Origin of the sequence: Pantoea sp. B9002 (genome assembly GCF_013385945.1) — a bacterium.
In the GTDB taxonomy this organism is placed as follows: domain Bacteria; phylum Pseudomonadota; class Gammaproteobacteria; order Enterobacterales; family Enterobacteriaceae; genus Pantoea.
On the sequence record NZ_JACAPA010000059.1, the window covers coordinates 61,300 to 76,044 of the forward strand.

The window sequence follows — 14,745 nt, forward strand, 5'->3', positions numbered from 1 at the left end:
GGTGTGCAGCCGTTAACCGCGCTTGCACAGGGAAAAAATGCCAGGAGTCGCCAGGCCACAATTATGACCAAATACAGCCTGCGGGCGCGAATGATGATTTTGATACTGGCGCCAACGCTGATGATTGGCCTGCTGCTCAGTACCTTCTTTGTGGTTCACCGCTACAACGAATTACAGCATCAGGTGCACGACGCGGGGGCGAACATCATCGAACCGCTGGCGGTCTCCAGTGAATACGGCATGACGTGGCACAACCGCGATGCGATTCGCGAGTTAGTGAGCCTGCTACATCGCCGCCACTCCAATATTGTCCGTGCCATCACCATTTTCGACAACAACAATCACGTCTACGTCACCTCGAATAACAATCAGAATCTGGCGCTGCTGCAAAAAGAGGACATCTCCACGCTGGAAGATGGTGTCTCGGTGGAGCGGCAAGGCACGATTATGATTCTGCGCACGCCGATCATCTCTGAACGCTATTCGGTGGATGAGTTGCCGGGCGAAGATGCCAAACCTGCCGGGAATCCGCTGGGTTATGTGGCGATCGAGCTAGATCTGCAATCGGTGCGGCTCGAGCAGTACAAAGAGGTGTTTGTCGCCACGCTGCTGCTGCTGTTCTGCCTGTGCATCGCCATGCTGTTTGCCTATCGCCTGATGCGCGACGTCACCGGCCCGATTCGCAATATGGTTACCACCGTTGACCGCATTCGTCGCGGCCAGCTAGACAGTCGCGTGGATGGCTACATGCTGGGCGAGCTGAGCATTCTGAAAAACGGCATCAACGCGATGGCAATGTCGCTCACCGCCTATCACGAAGAGATGCAGCAGAATATCGATCAGGCGACTTACGATCTGCGCGAAACGCTGGAACAGCTGGAGATTCAGAACGTGGAGTTGGATCTGGCGAAGAAGCGCGCGCAGGAAGCGGCGCGTATCAAATCGGAGTTCCTCGCCAACATGTCGCATGAGCTGCGTACGCCACTGAACGGCGTGATTGGCTTTACCCGTCAGATGCTAAAAACCGGGCTGAGCACCAACCAGCGCGACTACATGAGCACTATCGAGCGTTCGGCGAATAACCTGCTGAGCATCATCAATGACGTGCTCGATTTCTCGAAACTGGAAGCCGGCAAGCTGGTGCTGGAGTCGATCCCGTTCCCGCTGCGCGCCACGCTGGATGAAACGCTGGTGCTGCTGGCGCCGTCCGCCCATGACAAAGGGCTGGAAATTACCGTGTGCCTGGAAAAACAGGTACCGGACAATGTGATTGGCGATCCGCTGCGCCTGCAGCAGATCATGATCAACCTGATTGGCAACGCGATTAAATTTACCGAGCACGGTCATATCGATCTGCGCGTTGAGCTGCGCAGCATCAGCACCACGCGCGTCGAGCTGGAGATTCAGGTGCATGACACCGGCATCGGTATTTCCGAACAGCAGCAGTCGCAGCTGTTCCAGGCGTTCCGTCAGGCCGATGCCAGCATTACGCGTCGTCATGGCGGCACCGGTTTGGGGTTAGTGATCACACAGAAACTGGTGAGCGAAATGGGCGGCGAAATTGCCTTCCACAGCCGCCCGAATCAGGGTTCGACCTTCTGGGTGCATATTCATCTCGATCTCAATCCAAACGCGCCAGCCATTCCGCGCATGCTGGATGATTTGCGCGCCACGCCGCTGGCTTATATCGAGCCACATCCGGCGGTGGCGAAAGCGGTGCAGGAGATGCTAAGCATCACGCCGCTGCAGGTGCAGCACTTCTCCAGCCTGGATGAGATGCCCGATACACACTTCCCGCTGCTGCTGATGGGTTTGCCGGTCACCGAACCGCATCCCGCGACGCTGCCGGATGCGTTGATTAAACGTCTGCATGCGCGTGCCGATTCGGTGCTGCTGGCGCTGCCGAGTGAAATGATGCTGTTTGCCGACGACTTGCGGGCGCGCGGCATCGCCGGTTGTATCGCCAAGCCGGTTTCGTTGACGCGCTTGTTGCCGATGCTGCTGGACTTACATGACTGGCAAAGCGATGCGCTGCCGCGCGGCGCACGTCAGCCGCTGACGGTAATGGCGGTGGATGACAATCCCGCCAACCTGAAACTGATTGGCGCGCTGCTGGAGGAGCAGGTGCAGCACATCATTCTATGCGATAACGCCGAGCAGGCGATTCGCCAGGCGCGCCTGCATAAGCTGGACGTGATCCTGATGGACATTCAGATGCCGGATATCGATGGCATCCGCGCCAGCGAAATCATCCGCAGCCTGCCGCTGCACGCCACCACACCGATTGTTGCCGTTACTGCGCATGCGCTCGATGGCGAACGTGCGCAGCTCATCAACGCTGGCATGAATGACTATCTGGCGAAGCCGATTGACGAGGACAAACTGAGCCAGCTGCTGCAGCGTTACGCACCGAACCGGGTCGCGCCGCAGCCGCAACAGCCGGAAGTGGCACCGTCGCTGGATTGGACGTTAGCACTGCGTCAGGCCGCCAATAAACCCGATTTAGCCCGCGATTTGCTGCAAATGCTGCTGGATTTCTTGCCCGAAGTGGAAGAGCGCGTGGAGAGTGCCATGGCGAGTAATGATGTGGTGGGATTGCGCGAGATTATTCACAAGCTGCACGGCAGCGCCAGCTACAGCGGCGTGCCGCGCCTGAAGCAGCTGTGTCAGCAGCTGGAGAAGAGTTTGCATCAGGAGAGCGATATCGAAGCGCTGGAGCCGGAGCTGCTGGAGTTGAGCGATGAGATGGCGAATGTGGCGCGAGAAGCGAGGAAGTTGTTGGCGTTGGGTTAGTGCGGTGCGGTGATGGACCAGGTCGGCATAAATGCCGACCCTACGACGTCATTATGCGTGCTCATTTGTAGGGTCGCCATTCATGGCGACCAGGCTTACCACGCTTTCCCAACTTTAATCACCGCCGCCACATTGCGCGCCGTCAGGCGCACGTTCTGCGCCGCGTTGGCCAGCGCGTCATCCAACGTGCAGATGCTAAACAGCACGCTGAACACCGCATCCAGCCCGTGTTGATGCACCACGCCGACATCCGCGGTTAAACTTCCGGCAATGCCAATCACCGGCTTATCAAACTGCTTCGCGACCTTTGCCACGCCAATCGGCACCTTGCCGTTAATGCTCTGGCTATCAATGCGCCCTTCGCCGGTAATCACCAGATCGGCATCTTTCACCTGCTCGGCCAGGCCCAAGGCTTCAGTAACAATCTCAATACCGCTGCGCAACTCGGCCTGGCAAAACGCATGCAGCGCCGCGCCCATGCCGCCCGCGGCGCCGCCGCCATCAATGTGTAAAACATCAATATCCAGATCGCGATGAATCAGGGTGGCGTAATGTTCCAGTGCTTTGTCCAGTTGCTGCACCAGCTGCGGCGTCGCGCCTTTTTGCGGACCAAAGATGGCCGAAGCGCCCTTTGCACCGGTGAGCGGATTACTGACATCGCAGGCCACCTCAAAGCGGCACTGCTTAATACGCGTATCCAGCTGTTCGATATCGATGCGCGCCAGCTGCGGCAATGCACCGCCGCCGTAGGCGATTTGCTTGCCGTGCTCATCCAGCAGCTGCGCGCCCAGCGCCTGCATCATGCCGGAACCGCCATCGTTGGTGGCGCTGCCGCCAATGCCAATGATGATGTGATCGACACCGCGATCGAGCGCATCTTTGATCAGCTCGCCGGTACCGAACGAAGTGGTAATCAGCGGATCGCGCTGTGCAGCAGGCACTAACTCCAGCCCGCTGGCCGCCGCCATTTCGATAAACGCGGTACGCTCATCGCCTGACAAACCGTAGAACGCCTCCACTGGCTTGCCGAGCGGTCCAGTAACCGTCAGCCGGACAATGTTTCCCTGCGTTGCCGCCACCATCGCTTCAACCGTGCCTTCGCCACCGTCGGCAACCGGTATTTTCACGTAGTCAGCTTCAGGAAAGATCTCGCGGAATCCCGCTTCAATCGCCGAAGCCACTTCCAGGGCGGATAAACTCTCTTTATATGAATCCGGTGCGATGACAATTTTCATAGGCAATCCAGCGCGGTTGATGACGGACATCCGTCCTGCGAAGGCAGCGAGCCGCCCGGCATCCGCAGACGCCGGACGATTGCACTACCGGGTGATCTCAACTTTCGCTAATTTTTCATAATAGCAGGCCAGCGCGCTATGGTCGGAAGTGCCCTGTCCGTCCACTTTCAGCGCCTGCATCATCTCCATCACCGCGGCGGTCAGCGGCAGATGCGCGCCAATCTCGTGCGAGGTATCCAGCGCATTCGCCAGATCTTTGATGTGCAGATCGATACGGAAGCCCGGTTTGAAATTACGATCCAGCACCATCGGCGCTTTGGCATCCAGCACGGTGCTGCCCGCCAGGCCACCACGAATCGCCTGATAAACCAGCTCAGGATTAACGCCCGCTTTGGTCGCTAGCGACAGCGCTTCTGACATCGCCGCGATGTTGAGCGCCACGATCACCTGATTCGCCAGCTTGGTGACGTTACCCGCGCCAATGTCGCCGGTGTGTACCACCGAACCCGCCATCGCTTTCATGATGTCGTAGCACTGGTCAAACACCGCTTTATCGCCGCCCACCATCACCGACAGCGTGCCCTCAATCGCTTTCGGCTCGCCGCCGCTGACAGGTGCATCGAGCATTTTTATGCCTTTCGCCGCCAGCGCATCATGCACTTCTCGGCTGGCCAATGGCGCAATGGAACTCATGTCGATAACAATCAGGCCCGGCTTCGCGCCTTCAATGATGCCGTTAGCGCCGAGGCACACCTCTTTGACCTGCGGCGAGTTCGGAACCATGGTGATCAACACATCCACCTGTTCAGCTACCTCTTTTGGCGTCTTCGCCACGGTAGCGCCCAACTCCACCAGCTCTGCTTCGTTGCTGACATTATGGTCGCGCACCACCAGCGAATAACCGGCTTTCACCAGGTTTTTACTCATCGGTTTGCCCATGATGCCGAGGCCGATAAATCCAATTTTCATTGCCTTTCCTCTCAGTCAGTTATTTTTTAAATTTGTCACACAGCGCCTGCGTGGCGTTACGGAACACACCCAGATCGCTGCCTACCGCCACAAAGCTGGCGCCCCACTCCAGATAGCGGCGCGCATCGGCTTCCACCGGCGCCAGAATGCCGCTCGGTTTCCCCGCCGCTTTGGCGCGTTCGAATACGTGTTTAATCACTTTCAATACTTCGGGATGCGCAGGCTGGCCGAGATAGCCGAGCGCTGCCGAGAGATCGCCCGGCCCAACGAAGATGCCATCAACGCCATCCACCGCGGCGATAGCATCGATATTGTCCACCGCCTGTTGCGTTTCGATCTGCACCAGCACCGTGATGTTGTCGTTAATGGTGCTGTTGTAGTCCGGCAGCGTGCCGTACATGTTACTGCGGTGTGAAACCGAGACACCGCGAATGCCAGCCGGTGGATAGCGGGTGGATGCGACCGCGCGAATCGCCTCTTCCTCGGTTTCCACGAACGGCACCAGGAAGTTGTAGAAGCCGATATCCAGCAAGCGCTTGATGATGATCGGTTCGTTGCACGGCGGACGCACCACCGGCGCACTGTGGCTGCCCTTCAGCGCCATCAGCTGCGGCACAAAGGTGGTGATGTCGTTTGGCGCGTGTTCGCCATCCAGTACCAGCCAGTCAAAGCCCGCCAGGCCCAGCACTTCGGTGGTTAGCGGATTAGCCAGCGCGCACCAGCTGCCAATCAGGGTTTCTCCTGCCAGCAAACGGCGACGAAAAGGGTTCGGCCAGGCATTGCTCATTGTCTTCACTCCTGTCGGTCACAGCAGGCTCCCGCGCGGGGAGCCGGAAAAGTTAGCGCACCAGGCACGGACGCTTGTTATCAAAGGTCCAGTTCGGTACGAGGAACTGCATGGCTTGCGCATCATCGCGCGCGCCCAAACCGTGTTTCTGATACAGCGCGTTGGCCTGCATCACCTGATCCATATCCAGCTCGACGCCGAGACCCGGTTTTTGCGGCACCTGCACCATGCCGCCTTTAATCTGGAACGGCTCTTTGGTCAGGCGCTGATTGCCTTCCTGCCAAATCCAGTGGGTATCGATAGCGGTAATCGCGCCCGGTGCGGCGGCGGCAACGTGGGTAAACATCGCCAGCGAGATGTCGAAGTGGTTGTTAGAGTGCGAGCCCCACGTCAGGCCGAAGTCGTGACACATCTGCGCCACGCGCACCGAACCCTGCATCGTCCAGAAGTGCGGATCGGCCAGCGGGATATCGACCGATTGCAGCGACAGCGTGTGGCCCATCTGACGCCAGTCGGTGGCGATCATGTTGGTCGCGGTCGGCATGCCGGTGGCGCGGCGGAACTCCGCCATCACTTCGCGACCGGAATAGCCTTGCTCAGCGCCGCACGGATCTTCCGCATAGGCCAGCACGCCTTTTAGCTGCTTACCGAGCAGAATCGCTTCGTTCAGCGACCAGGCGCCGTTAGGATCGAGCGTCACACGCGCCTGCGGGAAGCGCTTCGCCAGCGCCGTCACCGCTTCGGCCTCTTCGCCACCGCGCAGCACGCCGCCTTTCAGTTTGAAATCGTTAAAACCATATTTCTCATACGCTGCTTCCGCCAGGCGCACCACCGTATCCGGCGTCAGCGCTTCTTCGTGGCGCAGGCGATACCAATCGCATTTATCATTTTCCTGGCTCTGATACGGCAGCGAGGTTTTCTTACGGTCGCCGACATAGAACAGATAGCCGAGCATTTCTACCCGGTCGCGCTGCTGACCATCGCCAAGCAGCGAGGCAACGTTCACGCCTAAATGCTGTCCCAGCAGATCGAGCAGCGCCGCTTCGATGCCAGTGACCACGTGAATGGTGGTACGCAAATCAAAGGTTTGGTTGCCGCGCCCGCTGGAATCGCGGTCGGCAAAGGTGCTGCGCACCAGATTGAGGATGTTCTTGTATTCGCCAACGGTTTTCTGCACCACCAGCGCCGCCGCATCTTCCAGCGTCTGACGAATCTTCTCGCCGCCCGGAATCTCACCCACGCCGGTATGTCCGGCATTGTCTTTAATGATGACGATATTGCGGGTGAAAAACGGCGAATGCGCGCCACTCAGGTTAAGCAACATGCTGTCGTGACCGGCCACCGGAATGACCTGCAGCGATGTGATTTTCGGTGTCTGACTCATTTCCTGCTCCTTAAACTTAGCCGCGACCGAAGGCCGGACGCTTGCGGTCGAATGACCAATTGGGAACCAGATACTGCATCGCGGTGGCGTCATTACGCGCGCCCGCTGGCAGCGATTTGTACAAAGCGTTGGCCTGATGCAGGCGATCCCAATCCAGCTCGACGCCGAGGCCCGGCTTATCCGGCACGGCGATTTTGCCGTTACGGATCTGCAGCGGCTCTTTGGTCAGGCGCTGATCGCCCTCCTGCCAAATCCAGTGCGTATCAATGGCGGTCGGTTTACCCGGTGCAGCTGCACCTACGTGGGTGAACATCGCCAGCGAAATGTCGAAGTGGTTGTTGGAATGACAGCCCCACGTCAGACCCCAGTCGTCGCACAGCTGCGCCACGCGCACCGCGCCGCTCAGCGTCCAGAAGTGCGGATCGGCCAGCGGGATATCGACGGAATTGAGCATTACCGCGTGGTTCATCTCACGCCAGTTGGTGGCGATCATGTTGGTGGCGACCGGCAAACCCGTCGCGCGGCGGAATTCGGCCATCACTTCGCGACCGGAATAGCCCTGCTCGGCACCGCACGGATCTTCGGCATAGGTCAGCACATCGCCCATGCCTTTACACAAGCGAATGGCTTCATCGAGCGTCCAGGCACCGTTGGGATCGACGGTGATGCGCGCATCGGGGAAGCGTTTTTTCAGCGCCGCTGCCGACTCAATCTCCTGCTCGCCAGGCAGCACGCCGCCTTTGAGTTTGAAATCTTTGAAGCCGTATTTGTCCTGCGCCGCTTCCGCCAGCCGTACCACGGATTCCGGCGTCAGCGCCTCCTGATGGCGCAGGTGATACCAATCGTGGCTGGCATTTTCGCCGGTCAGATAGGGCAAATCGGTTTTGCGACGATCGCCGAGATAGAACAGATAGCCGAGCACCGTGACTTCATCGCGCTGCTGGCCCGGACCGAGCAGTTCCGCCACCGGCACGCCGAGGCATTGGCCGAGCAGATCGAGCAGCGCGGCTTCCAGCGCGGCCACCGCATTGACGCGCAGCTCGAAGGTCCACGCGCCTTTGCCGAAGGTATCGAAATCCGCCGACTGATTGCCTTTATGCACCTGCTGCACCAGACGATTCATGCGGGCAACCTGCTGACCTTTCACCTGCGGAATCGCCTCAACCAGCGTTTGATAGATGGTTTCACCGCCCGGGGCTTCACCAACGCCGGTATGTCCCGCGCTGTCAGTGAGCACCACGATATTGCGGGTGAAGCAGGCGCTGTGCGCGCCACCGATGTTGAGCAGCATGCTGTCGTAACCGGCAACCGGAATCACCTGCATTTCGGTGATGACCGGCGTGCTTTGCGTAGTCATATTCCGTCCTTATGGCCTGGTTTTCAGTTCGACGCGTTTGATATCGCCGGCAATCACCAGGAAGCTAAATGCGGCGACAAAGGCATGGATACCGACATAAATCAGCGCGCCTTCGAAAGATCCGCTGGTGGCGATGATGTAACCGATGGCAATTGGCGTCACGATGCCGGAGAAGTTACCGAACATGTTGAACAACCCGCCGCTCAAACCGCTGATCTCTTTCGGTGCGGTATCTGCCATCACCGCCCAACCCAGCGCACCAATGCCTTTGCCGAAGAACGCCAGCGCCATAAAGAACACCACAACCCATTCGGTGTCGGTGTAATTACACATCACCATCGAAATGGAGAGCAGCATGCCGAGCACAATCGGCGTTTTACGCGCGATGTTCAGCGAACCGGTTTTACGCATCAGGTAATCAGAAATTACACCGCCCAATACGCCGCCGAGGAAGCCGCACACCGCGGGAATCGAGGCAATAAAGCCGGCCTTCAGAATCGACATGCCGCGCGCTTGCACCAGATACACTGGGAACCAGGTAATAAAGAAGTAGGTTAAGGCGTTGACGCAGTATTGGCCGAGATAGATGCCCAGCATCATGCGTGAAGTCAGCAGCTGTTTGATCTGGAACCACTTCTCGCTCCAGCTCACTTTGCGGTCATCCTTTTTGACGTCCATGTTGATCAGCGCGCCGCCCTGCTCCATGTACTCCAGCTCGGCTTTGTTAACGCCCGGATGATCGGTGGGATCGTGGATCACTTTCAGCCAGATAAAGCTGAGGATGATGCCCAATCCACCCATGAACCAGAACACGTGCGCCCAGCCCACTTCGGAGACCAGCCAACCCATGATCGGCGCGAAGATCACCGTGGCGAAGTATTGCGCCGAGTTAAAGATCGCGACTGCGGTGCCGCGCTCCTGCGCCGGGAACCAGGCCGCAACAATGCGGCTGTTGCCGGGGAAGGATGGCGCTTCAGCCAGGCCGACCAGGAAGCGCAACAGGAACAGCGAAATGATAATGCCGAAGCCGCTGAACAGATCGACGAAGCCCTGCAGCAAGGTGAACAGCGACCAGAGGAAGATGCTCCAGAAGTAGACGCGTTTTGAGCCGAAGCGGTCGAGCAGCCAGCCGCCCGGAATCTGCCCAATAACGTAAGCCCATGAGAAGGCAGAGAAGATGTAGCCCAGGCCGACCGAATCGAGGCCGATATCTTTGGACATCGCCGAACCGGCAATCGAAATGGTTGCGCGGTCACCGTAGTTGAACGAGGTGACGATAAATAACATCACCACAATCCAGTAACGGGCATTGGTGCGCTTTTGCACCGCTTCCGCTGTCTGGCTGAAACTATTCATGATGCACTCCTGAAATATAGCGAACGCTACATCCACTCTGACTGCATACACATCGCGTTGGGTATCAGAATGATGTCGGGTTAAACACGGCGATTTTTATATTTGGCAATACGATGATGCGTCGTGACGAATAACCTAACGTTGAAGAACGAGAATCAGTATAGGAACAGCCTGGCGGCGAAACACTGGAAGAACGCATGAGGATTAAGGGCGAATGAGAATGATTTTATGGCATCTGCACATAACGCTGCGGCGTGGCTCACGGAACGCTTTTTTGCCTCCCGATTTTGCCTGGTTAACGTACAGGTCAACGACAGTTTGTGAGTCCCTTCACTTGTGTTTGGATAAACGAACCAAATTCCCCTGATAAATCTCCTTAAAGCCAGTCAGTTGCACAATGCATACGGCAAATACCCCTGCATATACTGAGGCTGGCAAAAAACGATGACGTGATGGACGTATTTTAAACCGCGCTGCTACGTACAGTGCGACGAACTGGAAGGTGAGCAATGAACCGTCCTCTGACAGAAAAACCGCTCTATATCAAAGTGCACGATGCCGATAACGTGGCGATCGTGGTCAACAATCAGGGATTACCGTCCGGCACCCGTTTCGACGACGGACTGCAACTGACTGAGCATGTGCCGCAGGGACATAAAGTCGCGCTGAGCGACATCCCGCAAGCGGGCGCGATCCTGCGCTACGGTGAAGTGATTGGCTACGCGCTGCGTCCCATCCCACAAGGTAGCTGGATTGAAGAATCACTGGTGGCGCTGCCCGAAGCGCCGCCACTCAACAGTTTGCCACTGGCAAACAATGTGCCGCCTGCGCTGCCGCCGCTGGAAGGTTATACCTTCGAAGGCTATCGCAACACGGATGGCAGCGTGGGCACGCGTAACCTGCTCGGCATCACCACCAGCGTTCACTGCGTAGCGGGCGTGGTGGATTATGTGGTGCAGATCATCGAGCGTGATCTGCTGCCGCGCTATGCCAATGTTGATGGCGTGGTGGCGCTGAATCATCTGTATGGCTGCGGCGTGGCAATCAATGCACCCGCCGCGGTGGTGCCGATTCGCACCATTCATAACCTGGCACTGAATCCTAATTTCGGTGGCGAAGTGATGATCGTCAGCCTCGGCTGCGAGAAGTTACAGCCGGAACGACTGCTGACCGGCACACCGGACGTGCAGGCAATTTCGTTGGATGACAATGACATTGTGCGGTTGCAGGATGAGCGACTGGTGGGCTTCGGCGCGATGGTGGATGAAATCCTGCAGGTCGCCGAACGCCATCTGAAAAAGCTCAATCAACGTCAGCGCGAAACCTGTCCGGCATCAGAGCTGGTGATCGGCACGCAGTGCGGCGGCAGCGACGCCTTCTCGGGCGTAACGGCGAACCCCGCGGTGGGATTTGCTTCTGATTTGCTGGTGCGCTGCGGCGCAACGGTGATGTTCTCGGAAGTGACCGAAGTGCGTGATGCTATCCATCTGCTGACGCCGCGCGTAGTGGATGAAGAGGTCGGCAAACGGCTGCTGGAAGAGATGGCGTGGTATGACGATTACCTCAGCCAGGGCCAAACCGATCGCAGCGCCAATCCTTCGCCGGGCAATAAAAAAGGCGGGTTGGCGAATGTGGTGGAGAAAGCGCTGGGCTCGATTGCGAAGTCAGGTCGCAGCCCGATCGTTGAAGTGTTGTCGCCAGGACAACGTCCCACCAAACGCGGGCTGATTTACGCGGCCACGCCAGCCAGCGATTTCGTGTGTGGCACGCAGCAGATGGCATCAGGCATTACCTTGCAGGTGTTCACCACCGGACGCGGCACGCCTTACGGTTTGGCGGCCATTCCGGTGATCAAGATGGCAACGCGCAATGCGCTGGCTGAACGCTGGCATGATTTGATGGATATTAATGCCGGGACCATCGCCACGGGTGAAGAGAGTATTGAACAGGTTGGATGGCGACTGTTTGAGTTGATTCTGGATATTGCCAGCGGGCGCAAGCAGACGTGGTCGGATCGTTGGGGGATTCGTAATCAGCTGGCGGTGTTTAATCCGGCGCCGGTAACGTGATGACCAGGTTGGCATGAATGCCAACCCTACAACGCTTCTGTAGGGTCGCCATTGATGGCGACCTCACTCATTACAGCAACTTACCCCAGCTCTCCACCCAAGGTGAGGTCACTGATTCTGGCTCCGGATCTTCCGTCGCATCCACCAGCAGCACCTCGCCGACGCGTTGTGCGCTCTGCTCCTGCAAGGTAGCATCGAAGGTTTTACCGGCACCGCAGAAATTGTCATAGCTGATGTCACCCAAGCCAATCACACCGTAACGCAATTCTGGCTGATAACCCAGCTCATCGCGCACCGCAACATACAGGCGGGCAATGTTATCCGGGAAGTCGCCCTGACCGGTGGTTGAAGTGACAATCAGCACCACATCTTTGCTGTATTCCTGCCAATCCGCCATCGACGGATCTTCAAACACCTTCACATCGTGGCCCTGCTCTTCCAGCACCGTCTGTGCTTCTTCCGCCACCAGCAGCGCATTGCCGTAAACCGTACCTGTAAAAATGCCAATCTTTGCCATCTTGCCGCTCCTTTATTCTGTCGGCTTATCCTGGACTGCATCACTGGCAAACTCAACCCTCGGAACATCAGGGATCTGATCCTGCCAGCCAAACTGCTCAAGCATCTGTTGCCAGACGCGATCCAACCCGGCGCGAATAACTAAGGGCTCGCCGGTAACGGGATGGGTAAAGCTGAGTGCGCTGGCGTGCAACATCAGACGATTAAGGCCAAAATGTGCCGCCGCACCGCGATTCTGGCGCAAATCGCCGTGCGCGCTGTCGCCAATAATCGGATGACGTAGATGCACCATGTGACGACGCAGCTGATGTTTACGCCCGGTGTGCGGCGCCATCTCCACCAGCGTATAACGCGCGGTGTTATAACGGCTGATGGCGACCGGCATCTCAACGTGTGCCAGCGCCTGGTAATCCGTTACCGCCGGTTGGGCAACAGGTTCCTGGGTGGCGAATTTGTCGGCAATCTTATCCAGCTCTTCCACCAGCGGATAATCCAGCGTCGCGCCGCCTTCCAGCCAGCCGCGCAGCACCGCATGATAGGTTTTCTGCATCTGATGCTGTTCAAACTGCTGCGCCAGTAAATGGGCAACTTCGCTGGATAAGGCCATCAGCAACACGCCAGACGTTGGGCGATCGAGGCGATGCACGGTGAACACATGCTGACCAATCTGGTCGCGCACCGTTTGCATCACCACCACTTTTTCGTTGCGATCGAGCCAGCTGCGATGCACCAGCCAACCGGCCGGCTTATTCACGGCGACCAGCCACTCATCTTGATAAAGGATTTCGAGCATCAGGCGGTGGGTTCCTGGAATAACGCATCAAACTTGTTGAGCGTCAGCAATAACGTCGCATAGCCCGGCGTGTCGGTTGGCAATGCGACTTCATAATAAGGTGCGATGGCAAAATTCTGCGGTAACGGCGCGCCGCTTTCGAGCAGCGCATAAAAACGCGGCATCAACACCCATTGCAGCCATTGCAGCGGCTCCATGGTATCGAGACAGAAAGGTTCGGTACTGGCGAAGGCGTTCGCCTCGGGCGATTGTGACTGCCAATGGCCGTGTTCGCGCATCACCGCTTCGACCTGCTGCAGGCGCTGAAAAATCATTTGCGACGACATGCGCCACCTCCAGAGAAAAATTGGGCGGCAAGCATACCATCAGTCACGCCCGGCGTAAAAATGGCATAAAAAAAGGGAGCACTGTGATTACAGTGCTCCCGGTTTTCGTTTGCAGCATTCCAGCTACTGCTGTGCTCCCTGCTCATCCATGACAACTTTTCCTGCGCTTTCCGTCGCTTGTCATCATGACATTGGTCCTTAGCATCCTGGCCCGCCACATTCCGCGTGGCTCTCATTCTCCGTCCTGGAGGTGTCCTTTATACTCAATCCTGAGCTTCCTGCTTCGTCCTGAAGCCTTCCTTGTGCCGTAAACTCCGTTACGCTCCTGCCTCATGGCTGACATTCTCCTGAACGTCTCTTCATCCCCAGCATCCTGCCAGTGGTGACTATTCTCCCAGAAACCATCGCAATAACAAGCCAGTAAGAAGCGTTAATGGATTAAGCCCTGTCTTAATTTTCAGATTGATGCCATAAGTTCATGATTCACAATATTTTTACATTTAGGGCTTCCGCAAGTCTGCGCAATGATCTAGCGATCTCTCACACGTAACGTGAGAGATCTCTCACAAGACGCACCCTAAAAATCTGCAAATCACTGAGTAACCGGTTGTAAAGCATTAAGAAATGTCTTAACGGATGGCGCCAGGACTTCACGCTTTTTAGTGCCAGGCTCCTCAATAATGACTTCACCGGTAAGATTGCACAGCGCAATCACATCATTCTCTGAGTCGGTGGTGGCAATAAACAGCGTTGGCGCTTGTCTTAAGCGGCGCTTCATAACCAGATGACCGATTAGGTTTTCCTGCAGGCGGGTGAAATCCGCTTCACTCCATACCTGCAGCAGGGTAATCGGCTGCTGCTCAAAGGTTGCCGTCATATCACCAGCAAATTGGCTGGTGTAAAACGCACTGATTTCCGGCTGGAGTTGCAGATCCAGCGCGCGCTCCACCGCTTCAAGCGTGGCAGGTAAAGTAAACGGCTGTGGCTGCCACAACACGCGGTCATCCAGCGTGCTGATAATACAGTCGGAGGGAACGCCAAGCAGCTCGGCGCTGGCGGGAAAATGTCCGGTTTGTTGCTGCCAATGTTCAACGTAGCGGGCGGTAAACTCACGCAGAGCATCTACGGTTTGCTGCATCATTCATATTCTCGCAGGTGTT

General features: G+C 57.2%; 12 protein-coding genes. 2 read left to right on the plus strand and 10 right to left on the minus strand.

The annotated features are described in order from the left end of the window. Positions 1-63 precede the first annotated feature (63 nt). Complete coding sequence (barA, locus tag HX773_RS23580) at positions 64-2,793, plus strand: two-component sensor histidine kinase BarA (RefSeq protein WP_176973549.1); 2,730 nt, start codon at positions 64-66, stop codon at positions 2,791-2,793. A gap of 95 nt (positions 2,794-2,888) precedes the next feature. Here the strand turns inward: barA and HX773_RS23585 are convergent, their stop codons facing one another. From HX773_RS23585 to HX773_RS23610, 6 genes are all read right to left on the minus strand, one after another. Next, on the minus strand, positions 2,889-4,028 hold the full coding sequence (locus HX773_RS23585; RefSeq protein ID WP_176973550.1) for a glycerate kinase: 1,140 nt from the start codon (positions 4,026-4,028) through the stop codon (positions 2,889-2,891). 84 nt (positions 4,029-4,112) lie between these two features. Further along, positions 4,113-4,997, minus strand: a complete 885-nt coding sequence (gene garR, locus HX773_RS23590) for a 2-hydroxy-3-oxopropionate reductase (RefSeq protein ID WP_064738030.1) — start codon at positions 4,995-4,997, stop codon at positions 4,113-4,115. Positions 4,998-5,016: 19 nt separating this feature from the next. Beyond that, on the minus strand, positions 5,017-5,784 hold the full coding sequence (gene garL / locus HX773_RS23595; RefSeq protein WP_061719917.1) for a 2-dehydro-3-deoxyglucarate aldolase: 768 nt from the start codon (positions 5,782-5,784) through the stop codon (positions 5,017-5,019). A gap of 52 nt (positions 5,785-5,836) precedes the next feature. After that, positions 5,837-7,168, minus strand: coding sequence for a glucarate dehydratase (gudD, locus tag HX773_RS23600; protein WP_110868303.1), 1,332 nt, complete (start codon positions 7,166-7,168; stop codon positions 5,837-5,839). Between the two features lie 16 nt (positions 7,169-7,184). Beyond that, a complete protein-coding gene (locus tag HX773_RS23605) occupies positions 7,185-8,525 on the minus strand; it encodes an enolase C-terminal domain-like protein (RefSeq protein WP_176973551.1) in 1,341 nt (446 codons plus the stop codon). Positions 8,526-8,534: 9 nt separating this feature from the next. Then, the gene (locus HX773_RS23610) at positions 8,535-9,881 is read right to left on the minus strand and encodes an MFS transporter (RefSeq protein ID WP_008101389.1); all 1,347 of its coding nucleotides are present in this window, start codon (positions 9,879-9,881) and stop codon (positions 8,535-8,537) included. 509 nt (positions 9,882-10,390) lie between these two features. Here HX773_RS23610 and garD point away from each other — a divergent pair. Then, positions 10,391-11,950, plus strand: coding sequence for a galactarate dehydratase (gene garD / locus HX773_RS23615; RefSeq protein WP_176973552.1), 1,560 nt, complete (start codon positions 10,391-10,393; stop codon positions 11,948-11,950). 70 nt (positions 11,951-12,020) lie between these two features. On the opposite strand, the gene HX773_RS23620 is transcribed toward garD, so the two are convergent. From HX773_RS23620 to syd, 4 genes are all read right to left on the minus strand, one after another. Continuing rightward, complete coding sequence (locus HX773_RS23620; protein WP_176973553.1) at positions 12,021-12,467, minus strand: flavodoxin; 447 nt, start codon at positions 12,465-12,467, stop codon at positions 12,021-12,023. A 12-nt stretch (positions 12,468-12,479) separates the two neighbouring features. Continuing rightward, positions 12,480-13,259 (minus strand): tRNA pseudouridine(65) synthase TruC, encoded by a 780-nt coding sequence (gene truC, locus HX773_RS23625; RefSeq protein WP_176973554.1) that lies wholly within the window; start codon positions 13,257-13,259, stop codon positions 12,480-12,482. Beyond that, positions 13,259-13,585: a YqcC family protein gene (locus HX773_RS23630; protein ID WP_176973555.1), complete on the minus strand. Its 327-nt coding sequence runs from the start codon at positions 13,583-13,585 to the stop codon at positions 13,259-13,261. Before HX773_RS23630 ends, truC begins: the two co-directional genes overlap by 1 nt. Positions 13,586-14,177: 592 nt before the next feature. After that, positions 14,178-14,726 (minus strand): SecY-interacting protein, encoded by a 549-nt coding sequence (gene syd / locus HX773_RS23635; RefSeq protein ID WP_176973556.1) that lies wholly within the window; start codon positions 14,724-14,726, stop codon positions 14,178-14,180. Positions 14,727-14,745 lie beyond the last annotated feature (19 nt).